Source organism: Lentzea fradiae, assembly GCF_900100955.1.
Taxonomy (GTDB): Bacteria; Actinomycetota; Actinomycetes; order Mycobacteriales; family Pseudonocardiaceae; genus Lentzea; species Lentzea fradiae.
Genome location: NZ_FNCC01000002.1, coordinates 648,612 through 658,979 on the forward strand (window position 1 = coordinate 648,612; position 10,368 = coordinate 658,979).

Below are 10,368 nucleotides of genomic sequence, written 5' to 3' on the forward strand. Positions count from 1 at the left end.
TTGATCAGCTTTAACCTTGCACCCACACCACGTTATGGTCGGGCCTCCGCCGTTCGGCGCAGTGGCGGGGGACGTGTGCGATCCGGCGAGTTGCGGGGGAAGATGTTGGCGTGTCCGAGCCGAAGCCGTTGAACCCTACCGAGCAGGACGCCCTGGTTAAGCAGATCGGCCTGACCCTCATGCGGGCCGCTCCCGAGGACTGGCGCAGCGTGATCGCGCAGTACCGCGCCACCGGCCGGTACTTCGAGCTGGAGGCCGAGCTGCGCCTGCAGGACGGCTCCTCCCGCCCGTGGGCGCCGCCGCAGGACGTGACATCGCTGTTCGCGCGGCTGCGCGCCGGCATGCACCGCGAGGGCAGGGGGAGCTGGACCAACGCCCGCTACCAGCTGGACCACCCGTCCAGCTACAACCTCGACTTCGACCGCGCCGAGCCGGACTGGCAGACGCCTCCTCCGCACCAGGCGTACGTCGACGAGATGCGGTTCTTCCCGCGCGCCGAGGAGAACGTCCCCGACTGGCTGCGCCGCAGGCTGAACCCGCCGACACCGGTGTTCCGCACCGCGCGCGTGTTCGACGGCGCCGGGCCGAACGGCCGTCCGTCGGTCAACCGCCCGCCGGTGCCGGAGGTCGAGATCGGCCCGTTGCTCGCGTACCTGTCGAACGCGCCGGTCGCCGTCGCGGGCCGCGGGTTCGACGCGGACGTGCTGCACCCCGAGTCGCCGCTGGTCGTGCCGTCGGGGTTCCAGACAGACGGCGTGTGGATCTGGCCCGCCGGGGTGACCTACTACCTGCGCAAGTACGGCGTGCCGCCCGAGCCGGAGCTGGTCGAGCGCGCTCGTGCCACGGCTTTCGGCCTGCCGGACGTCTCCGAGGAGTCCCGGCTCGCCGCCGCCGCGAACCTCGGCGCGCCCGCCGCGCCTCCCGGCACCGTCGTGCCGGTGCCGCCGGAGCCCAAGCCCGCACCGGCGCCGGAACCCGCCCCGCAGCCGGAGGCGGAGGCGACGCAGTTCGTCGCCACCCCCTCGTTCGACGAGCCCCGCACCGATCCCCGCGACGAGCGCAGGGACGACCACCGGGACGAGCGCCGCGACGACGAGGAAGAGGAGTACGAGTTCGGGCCGCTGATCCCGGACCCGCAGGAGGTCGTGGCCGCCGAGCGGGCCAAGGCCGAGCAGGAGCCGGCGGAGGCCGGCCCGACCGTCGCGGTCGCCGCGCCGCCGCTGGCCGGGGACGGGCCACCCTATCGGGTGGTTTTCGACTCCGACGGCGTTCCGGACGTCGACGACCGGCGGCTGCGCGACACCTACGGCGCGGGCATGGACCTCTTCGCCCCGCACCCGGAGGACTTCGAGGAGCCGGAACCGGTCGCGCAGACGCGGGAGGAGCCGGTCGCCGAGGACGACCGCCCGGTCGTGGAGGTCCCCGAGGAGCGGGACATCCCCACCGCGGGCCCCGACGAGCCGATCCTCCTCACGCACCAGCGCCAGGAGGAGCGCACGGACCACCTCGCCGCCGACACCGAGGACCGTCCGCGCGACGCCCTGCAGGACACGATGGCCTGGAGCCCCGTCCTCGACGAGCCGCCGCAGAGCCCCGCCGAGGTCACCGAGGAGCACCCGGTCGTCTCCGTCTCCGACGACGAGCCCGACCTGGCGCCCGAGGACGAGATCGAGTCGACGACGTCGTTCGAGCCGCGGTTCGAGGACGAGCAGGAGGCGGAGCCCGACGCCGAGCAGGAGTCCCGGTTCGACGCGCAGCTCGACTCGCACTTCGCGGACGAGCCCGAGCGGGAGCCCGCCCGCGAGGCGGCGCCGGCCGCCGTGCCCGCGCCCGCCCCCGTCGAGGAGACGACCCAGTTCGACGCCGCGCTCTTCCAGGACGAGCCGGAACCGGAGCCCGAACCCGAGCCGGAGCCGGAACCCGAGCCCGAGCCCGAACCGGTGAAGCCGCCGCGGCAGGTCACGCCGGAGGAGGACCGCGAGCTGGCGGGCACCCGCCGCGCGCTGGACGACCTGAGCGTGCCGCACGGCGTGTACCGCATCGGCGAGCCCGCCGACCGCACCTGGACGCTGCGCCTCGACGGCGACAGCTGGGAGGTGTGCTGGTTCGACCAGACCCCGAAGAACCCGGTGCGGTTCGACAAGGTCGAGGACGCGTCGGCGTACCTGATCGGCAGGCTCGTGCTGGGCAACTTCCGCACGATTCAGCGCCAGCCGCTGCCGCCCCAGGCCCTGAAGCCGCAGAACCCGCTGCCCGCGCAGCTGCAGGCGCCGGTGCCGCAGGCCCAGCTGCCGCAGACCCCGTTGCCGCAGACGCCGTTGCCGCAGACCCCGTTGCCCCAGACTCCGCCGCCGCCTCCCGGGCAGCACCCGGTGCCGGCGCGGCCGATGAGCAACGGCTTCCGCGAGGAACCGCGCCGTCCCGCTCCGCCGCAGCGCCCGCCGCTGCCCCCGCAGGGTCAGCCGGCGGCGGCACCGACTCAGGTGCAGCAGGTCCCGTCGGCCCCCGCGGCCGTGGCGCAGGAGGAGCCCTCGAAGCGGAAGTTCCCGATCTCGCCGCTGCCGGGTGAGCCGCCGCTGACGTTGTTCCGCCACAAGCAGATGTTCGAGCTGCCGGCGGGCACCGAGATCGACCGCTACGGCGACCAGAGCGGCAACCTCGTCTACGTGGCGGGCACGCCGTTCCCGGAACGCAGCCTCGTGCCGTCGTGGATCAACCGCCCGTACCGCGTGTACCGGTTGCGCCGCCCGCTCGAGGTGCTGACCGGAGTGGCCGTGCCGTGGTTCGAGCAGCCGGGCGGCGGCACCGCCTACCTGCTGCCGAAGGCGATCGAGGAGATGGTCGCGGACGGCGTGCTCGTGGAGATCACGGGCTCGTCCGACAACTAGTCGTGCGGCTCCGCCCGTGCGCGGGCGGAGCCGGTCTCACGACACCACCAGCCCGTGGGCGGCGGCGAACGCGATCGCCGTGTCGATGTCGATCAGGGCTCCGGCGAGCTTGGCCTGCCGGAGCCCGTTCGCGTCGATCCGCGCCCCGCGCAGGTCCGCCCCGTCGAGCTTGGCGTCGAGCAGCCGCGCGCCCGTCAGGTCCGCGCCGCTCAGGTCGGTCTTGCGCAGGTCGGCCTCGGACAGGTTCGTCTCGCGGAACCGCTGCCCGCCGAGCTTCAGCCCGTGCAGCGGCGCCTTCACGAACGACGCCAGGGTGAAGTCCACCTCGGTGAACGTGACGGGCCGCAGCACGCAGTCGACGAAGTTCGACCCCAGCAGGCTGCACGACGTGAACGACGACCGGGTCAGCACGGTGCGGTCGAAGGTGCACTGCCGGAACGCCGTCGCGTGGTGCGCCGACTCGCCGAGATCCGTCCGGGTGAAGTCGCACCGGGTGAACGTGCACCCCGTCGTGACGAGTTCGCGAAGATCGGCCTCGGTGAAGTCGCAGTCGGTGAAAGAGCGTTTTTCCCAGTGTTGAGAAGGCAGGTTGGCGTCGGAGTAGTCCTCCCCGACCTCTTCGAGCAGGTTGTCCACTCTCACACTCTCGCAGAGTGCCGGTGTTGGTAACGTGCGGGACGCCGGGCGACCCGCCCGACGTCAACGAGGACCGTCATTCGGGAAGGCTCATGACCCGCACGCCCGTGAACGTCACTGTCACCGGTGCGGCCGGCCAGATCGGCTACGCACTGCTCTTCCGCATCGCTTCCGGCCACCTGCTCGGCCCGGACACCCCGGTCAACCTGCGCCTGCTGGAGATCACGCCGGCGCTGAAGGCCGCAGAGGGCACCGCGATGGAGCTCGACGACTGCGCCTTCCCGCTGCTCAAGGGCATCACGATCACCGACGACGCGAAGACCGCGTTCGACGGCGTGAACGTGGCCCTGCTCGTCGGCGCCCGCCCCCGCACCAAGGGCATGGAGCGCGGCGACCTGCTCGAGGCCAACGGCGGCATCTTCAAGCCGCAGGGCGAGGCGATCAACGCCGGCGCCGCGGACGACGTGAAGGTGCTCGTGGTCGGCAACCCGGCCAACACCAACGCCCTCATCGCCCAGCAGCACGCGCCGGACGTCCCGCGCGAGCGCTTCACCGCGATGACGCGCCTGGACCACAACCGCGCCCTCTCGCAGCTCGCGAAGAAGCTGGGCGTCGCGGTCACCGACATCGAGAACATGACGATCTGGGGCAACCACTCGGCCACCCAGTACCCGGACCTGTTCCGCGCCAAGGTGGGTGGCAAGACCGCCGCCGAGGCCGTGAACGACCAGGCGTGGCTGGAGAACGACTTCATCCCGACCGTCGCGAAGCGCGGTGCGGCCATCATCGAGGCCCGTGGCGCGTCGTCCGCCGCGTCGGCCGCCAACGCCGCCATCGACCACGTCTACGACTGGGTCAACGGCACCGAGTGGACCTCGATGGCCGTCCCGTCCGACGGTTCGTACGGCGTGCCCGAGGGCATCATCTCCTCGTTCCCCGTGCGCACCTCCAACGGCTCGTACGAGATCATCCAGGGCCTGGAGATCGACGAGTTCTCCCGCGCCCGCATCGACGCCTCCGTGGCCGAGCTGGTCGAGGAGCGCGACGCGGTCAAGGAGCTCGGCCTCATCTGAGTTCGCCCGTGGCCCGGTCCGCGAATCGTGAGAGTGTGGGGAACGTGCTGATTCCTTGGGACGTTCCCCAGCCACAGCTCTCCGACGACGTGCACCCCGCGCTCGCCGACGCCGCCCGTGCGGCGTCGGCGGCGTACGGGCGGGCTCGCGCTCTGCACACGCGCCTGGAGCTCCGCGAGGAAGTCGCGGACGGCGCGGACGGAACACCGACGATGCGCGTGGACCGCATCGTCGAGGACGCGATTCTGGAGTCCATCCACCGCAGTCGCGTGAACCTGTTGTCCGAGGAAGCCGGGTTCGTCGACAACGGCTCCTCGGTCACCCTCGTCATCGACCCGGTCGACGGGTCAGCGAACGCCGCTTTCGGGGTCCCTCTTTCGTGTTTCGCCGGTGCGCTCGTCGAGGACGGCACGGCGAAGGAAGCCCTCACGACGTGGTTCGACACGGGCCGCGCGTGGCATGCGCGCGCAGGGGTGCCCACGGCGTTCCGCACCACCGGACGCACGTCGCTCGACGGCGCGGCCGTGTGCATGATGCGCCCCAAGCGAGGCACTCAGGACGCGTGGCTGCGCATCGCGAACCGCGCCGGCCGCATCCGCGTGCTGTGCACGACCTGCCTGGAGACCATGCTGGTCGCGGAGGGCGCGGTGGACGCCTTCATCGATCCGGGCAGCGACACGCACCGGATCATGGACCTGGCGACGGCGCTCGTCACCGTCCCCGCCGCGGGCGGGGTGTTGGTCGACCTGCACGGGCGGCCGTTCACCTTCGGCCCCGACCTGACCCACCGGTGGTCGGGCGTGGCGGCAGCGACTCCTCAGCTGGCCGAGGAGCTCATCGCGACCGTGCTGGACGCCTAGACGGAACCGCGCGGCTCGACGATGCAGTCGGGACCGGGGAACACCAGGCCCTCGTGACCGTCGTTGAACCGCACCAGGTACGGCGGGTGCCCGTCGGACCCGCGCACTTCGAGGATTTCGCCCAGCCGCTCCTCGAGCCCGATGGAGCGGCTGTGGACGTGGAGCCTGTCACCCACTGTTGCTTGCATGGTGCTGCGACACCTCCGGTGTGCGGCGTGAGGCAGGGTGCATCGAGATGCGACAAAGCCTAAGCCTCCACCGGAGGAGCGCAACAGGGCTCAAGGGCTCATCCGCCGCAAGCCGAGGACACCTTCGCGACGAGGTCGGCCTTCTGCGCCACCCAGTCCGCGGCGGAGCCGACGTTCTGCATGCCGTTGGCCGCTTCCTCGAGTGCCTGCTTCACCTGCTCGTCCGGCGAGGAGTTCGCGAGGTTCTCGAGCTCCTTCGCCTTCGCCTGGGTGTCCTCCAGGGCCTTCTGCGGGTCGCTGAGGTCCGGCGAGAAGCCCACCAGCTGGATCGCGTCGGCGCACAGCTTGACCTTGTCCGCGGTGTTGCTGACGTCCTGGATCGTGTCGCAGGCCGTCAGGCTGCCCAACGCGATGACGGCCGCCGCCAGCGGTCCCAGTAGGCGCATTCGCTCTCCCTCTGCCCGAAGTGTCCGGTTGTTCTCGTTGTTCACGACTCTACCGACGCACGAGCCTGTCCGGCCTGGCGTTGGTAGAGCTTCCGGATGACGTCGTCGATCTGGGGCTCCACCACGGCGAGGTCGTGCACCTCCACCCGGCTCACCACGCGGGTGATCAGCTGCGCCGCCGTCGTCTCCACCCTCCGGAACGTGAGGTGGTGGCGCAGCCCGTTCGCCTCGCTGCGCACCGCCGTCACTCCTGGGACGTCCGGCGGCGGTCCGGGTTCCCTGAGGTCGATGACCAGCTCCCGCTCCGGCGTGACCTCGGCGCGCAGCTCGTCGAGCGGGCCGTCCGCGAGCACCCGGCCGTGGTCGATCACCATCAGCCGCGGGCAGAGCCGTTCGATGTCGTCGAGGTCGTGCGTGGTCAGCAGCAACGTCGTGCCGCGGCGGGCGTTGATGTCCGCGAGGAACTCCCTGAGCCGTTCCTTCGACTCCAGGTCCAGTCCGATCGTCGGCTCGTCGAGGACCAGCAGCTCCGGAGCGTGCAGCAGGGCCGCCGTGATCTCGCCGCGCATCCGCTGCCCCAGCGACAGCTGCCGCACCGGCGTGGCGAGGAACCCCCGCAGCCCCAGCAGCTCGACGCACTCGTCGAGCCGGTCCCGGTGGTCCGCGGCGGGCACCCGGTAGATGGACCGCAGCAGGTCGAAGCTGTCCCGCAGCGGCAGGTCCCACCAGAGCTGGCTGCGCTGGCCGAACACGACGCCGATGCGCCGCGCCAGGTCGCGCCGCTGCCGTGACGGATCCACGCCGTTCACCCGGACGTGGCCGCTGGTGGGCACGAGGATGCCGGTCAGCATCTTGATCGTCGTGGACTTGCCGGCGCCGTTCGGCCCGACGTACCCGACGGCCTCACCCGCCTCGACGCCGAACGTGACGTCGTCGACCGCGGTGACGGTCTTGTACCTGCGCCGCAGGCCCTTCGACGTGGCGACCTTGAACTCCCTGCGGAGCTCCCTGACCTCGATCATGATCCCGTACCCCGGTAGTGCCTGACCGCGAACCGCCAGACGAGCCCCGCGACACCCGCCGCGAGGACCGCGACGAGCGGCGACGTCCACCCCGTCCAGCCGGGAAAGCCGAGCGGGTCCTGCTTCCCGAGCAACGTGAGGCTCGGGTAGTACGCCACGAACGCACCCGGCACGACGAACGCCATCAGCCAGCGCAGCGGCCGTGAGTAGACGTTGATCGGGTACGACGTGAAGGAGTTGCCGCCGTAGGTGACGGCGTTGGCGAACTCGCGGCCCTCGACGATCCAGAAGCAGACCGAGCAGGCCACCACCCACACCGCGCTGAAGATGACCGCGCCCGCGACCGGTGTCAGCACGGCCAGCACCACCTTCGCCGGAGTCCACTCGACGGTGACGTGCGCCAGCGCGTACCCCATCGCGCCCAGCGCCCCCGCGATCCTGCCGATCCGGCGCAACCGGATGTCGGTGCACATGATCTGCGGCAACGTCCCGAGCGGGCGCATCAGCAGCACGTCGAAACTCCCGGTGCGGATGTAGGTCGGCAGGTTGTCGAGCTGCCCCGCGAAGAGGTCCGCGACCCCGAACGCCGCACCCGCGAACGCGTACATCAGCACCACCTCGTCGCGGGTGAAGCCGCCGAGCGCGTCGATCCGGTCGAACAGGACGAGGATGACCACCAGTTCGGTGCACTGGGCGATGATCTGCGTGAGGAAGTCGATCGTGAACGACGCGCGGTAGACCAGCTGGCTGCGCAGACGTGCGCCGACCAGCCTGGCGTAGACGAGGTCAGCCACCCTGCACCACCACCCTGCGCACGGCCCGCTGCAACGCCAGGTGGCCGAGCCCGAGCATGGCCGCGGCCCAGAACACCTGGTACAGCAGGATTCCCGGCGCGCTGCCGTGCCCGAGGAACACGTCGATCGGCGCCTGCAGCAACGCCGGGAACGGCGTCAGCCACAGCACGTCCCTCGCCCAGTCCGGGAAGAACGCGACAGGCACCGTGAGGCCGCACAGCACCCCGGAGGTGATGTTCCAGAACCCGTACAGGCCCCGGTTGTCGAGCAGCCAGAACGCGCTGACGTCGATGAGGAACCGGAACGCGAAGCTGACGACCAGCGCGAGCACCGCACTCAGCAGGAACAACGGCCACTGCAACGCCGTGGCGGGGAACTGGAACGGGAACAGCGCCATGCCGAACACCATCGGCGGCGCCAGCCTGGTCAAGAACGCGAACCCGGCCCTGCCGGCGTCCTGCGCGAGCAACGCGCTCTGCAGGTGCCACGGCCGGTACAGGTCCACGACGACGTCACCGGATCGCACGCGCTCGGCGAGCTCGTTGGTCCCCCACAACAGGACGAACCCGAGCAGCCCCTGCCCGATCCAGACGAACGTGTTGGTGGCAGCGATGTCGTAGTCCGCGATCTCGCCGTTCGCCGCCCGCAGAGCGGCGGCGAGAACGGCGACCCGCAGCAGGCCGAAGACCACGTTCGTGGTCATCCCGGCGAGCATCGCTTGTCGGTAGGTCGAATATCTCCGGAACCCGGCAATGATCAGATCGGCGTGAACACGCACGCCGACCTACGTTAGTGACCGTCGCAAGTGGATTTCACGAGCTGCCGAACGCGCTGGTCACCACTTCACCCACACCGGGCTCCGAGGCCAGGCAGAGGAAGTAGCTGCGGGTGCCGTCCTTGAACCCGACCGCGGTGATCTCCCACCCGGTCGTGTCGACCGACGCCCGCGTGTTCGCCTTCATCGCCTCGGTCGTGCAGACGCCCTTCACCTCGGCCGACGCCGCCAGCTCGTCCGAGTCGACCGCCGGGATCTCCCCCGAGAGCCAGCCCCCTCCGAACGCCTCCCAGTAGTGCTCGTCCGCACAGCTGCCGACCTTCCGCGCCGTGGCTGCCTCGCCACCGATGCTGTTGATCCCGCGGAAGCACGTCGACTTGTCGATGCAGAACCCGCCGTCGCACTTCTTGAGGAACGGCGGCACGTCCTCCGCGCCACCCGGCTGCGCGGTCGTGGTCGTGGCGGCCCCCGGCCCCTGCGCGGCCGCCTTCTCGTCACCGAAGGAGTTCCACGCGACCACGCCTGCGGCGAGCGCGACGACCACCCCCGCCGCCGCGGCGAGCACCGGCCACCGCGTGCGCTTGACCTGCGCGCCGACCGGCACCGTCGGCTGCCGCATCGGGTCGCTCAGCTCGTCCCGCAGCTGCGCCGCACTGGCCGTCCGCAGGTTCGCGTCCGGGTGCAGCGCCCTGGCCAGCGCCTCGTGCAGAGCCGGCGGCACCCCGTCGACGGCCGTCACGGGACGGCGCAGGATCTCGCCGAGCTGGTCGAAACTGCTGACGGGCCACGGCACCGGCCGCGGCGGCTTGCCGGCGAGCAACGTGTAGAGCGTCGCGGCGAGCGAGTACACGTCCGCCTGCGGCGTCGGCTCCGCCATCGCGAATGCCTCCGGCGGTGCGTAACTGGGGCTCAGGGCGTCCCGCGTGACCGTGCTGCCACCCTGAGCGTCCAGCAGCGCCGCGAGCCCGAAGTCGGCGAGCTTGGGCGTGCCGTACCGGTCGACGAGGATGTTGCCGGGCTTGATGTCCCGGTGCAGAACCCCCTCCGAATGAGCGGTAGCGAGCGCGTCCGCGAGCCGGATCCCCAGCTCCCGCACCCGTTCCGGGTGCAACGGCCCCTGCCGGTCGAGCTGGTCGGCGAGCGACCCGCCCGTGCACAGCTCCATGACGATGTAGGGCGTGCCCCACGGCGTGATGTTCGCGTCGTGCACCCCGACCACGTGAGGATGCCCCGACAACTTGGCCGCGGCCCGAGCCTCCCGCAGGAACCGGTGCCGGTCCCGCTCGTCGACGAGCACCCGGTTGTCGATCTTCACCGCGACGTCGCGGTGCAACTGTGCCTGATGGGCGCGGTAGACGGTGGCGAACCCACCCGCGCCCAAGGGTCTCAGGTCCGACAGGCCGGGGATGTGAGGTGCGGTCACGCGCGGCAGCCTAGTCGCGCACCCCGACAATCCCGTCTCGCGCTACTTCTTCGCCGCTTTGGCGGCCTTCTTGAAGTCGCGCACCTCCAGCAGCGACTTCTGGTCCGTCACGTCCGCGACACTGCGCCGGCTGCCTTCGTCGCCGTAGCTCCCGGCGGCCTCCCGCCATCCGTCGGGCTGGATGCCGAACTGCTTGCCGAGCAACGCCAGGAAGATCCTCGCTTTCTGGTCGCCGAACCCGGGCAGCGCCTTGAGCCGCTTGA

The 10,368-nt window shown here is 71.0% G+C and carries 11 protein-coding genes; 3 read left to right on the plus strand and 8 right to left on the minus strand.

The features are described from left to right. Positions 1-110: 110 nt before the first annotated feature. The gene (locus BLT23_RS07220) at positions 111-2,888 is read left to right on the plus strand and encodes a TNT domain-containing protein (RefSeq protein ID WP_090046770.1); all 2,778 of its coding nucleotides are present in this window, start codon (positions 111-113) and stop codon (positions 2,886-2,888) included. A gap of 36 nt (positions 2,889-2,924) precedes the next feature. Here the strand turns inward: BLT23_RS07220 and BLT23_RS07225 are convergent, their stop codons facing one another. Next, on the minus strand, positions 2,925-3,524 hold the full coding sequence (locus BLT23_RS07225) for a pentapeptide repeat-containing protein (protein ID WP_425434357.1): 600 nt from the start codon (positions 3,522-3,524) through the stop codon (positions 2,925-2,927). A 92-nt stretch (positions 3,525-3,616) separates the two neighbouring features. On the opposite strand from BLT23_RS07225, the gene BLT23_RS07230 reads away from it, so the two are divergent. Together BLT23_RS07230 and BLT23_RS07235 are read left to right on the plus strand one after the other, a co-directional pair. Further along, positions 3,617-4,597: a malate dehydrogenase gene (locus BLT23_RS07230; protein WP_090046772.1), complete on the plus strand. Its 981-nt coding sequence runs from the start codon at positions 3,617-3,619 to the stop codon at positions 4,595-4,597. A gap of 44 nt (positions 4,598-4,641) precedes the next feature. After that, positions 4,642-5,457, plus strand: coding sequence for an inositol monophosphatase family protein (locus tag BLT23_RS07235; protein ID WP_090046951.1), 816 nt, complete (start codon positions 4,642-4,644; stop codon positions 5,455-5,457). On the opposite strand, the gene BLT23_RS07240 is transcribed toward BLT23_RS07235, so the two are convergent. The 7 genes from BLT23_RS07240 to BLT23_RS07270 form a co-directional block, all read right to left on the minus strand. After that, the gene (locus tag BLT23_RS07240; RefSeq protein WP_090046774.1) at positions 5,454-5,645 is read right to left on the minus strand and encodes a DUF1918 domain-containing protein; all 192 of its coding nucleotides are present in this window, start codon (positions 5,643-5,645) and stop codon (positions 5,454-5,456) included. The genes BLT23_RS07235 and BLT23_RS07240 overlap by 4 nt on opposite strands. 98 nt (positions 5,646-5,743) lie before the next feature. Further along, positions 5,744-6,091, minus strand: a complete 348-nt coding sequence (locus BLT23_RS07245; RefSeq protein ID WP_090046776.1) for a hypothetical protein — start codon at positions 6,089-6,091, stop codon at positions 5,744-5,746. Positions 6,092-6,132: 41 nt separating this feature from the next. Then, a complete protein-coding gene (locus BLT23_RS07250; RefSeq protein ID WP_090046777.1) occupies positions 6,133-7,113 on the minus strand; it encodes an ABC transporter ATP-binding protein in 981 nt (326 codons plus the stop codon). Further along, complete coding sequence (locus tag BLT23_RS07255; protein ID WP_090046779.1) at positions 7,110-7,907, minus strand: ABC transporter permease; 798 nt, start codon at positions 7,905-7,907, stop codon at positions 7,110-7,112. Before BLT23_RS07255 ends, BLT23_RS07250 begins: the two co-directional genes overlap by 4 nt. Next, positions 7,900-8,610 carry an ABC transporter permease gene (locus tag BLT23_RS07260; RefSeq protein ID WP_245743738.1) on the minus strand — a complete coding sequence of 237 codons (711 nt, stop codon included), beginning with the start codon at positions 8,608-8,610 and terminating at the stop codon, positions 7,900-7,902. The genes BLT23_RS07255 and BLT23_RS07260 overlap by 8 nt, the downstream gene beginning before the upstream one ends. Positions 8,611-8,719: 109 nt before the next feature. Further along, positions 8,720-10,105, minus strand: coding sequence for a serine/threonine-protein kinase (locus BLT23_RS07265; protein WP_218133659.1), 1,386 nt, complete (start codon positions 10,103-10,105; stop codon positions 8,720-8,722). Positions 10,106-10,147: 42 nt separating this feature from the next. Continuing rightward, positions 10,148-10,368, minus strand: a 221-nt coding sequence (locus BLT23_RS07270) for an HhH-GDP family DNA glycosylase (RefSeq protein ID WP_483868415.1), incomplete at its 5' end; no start/stop codon positions are given.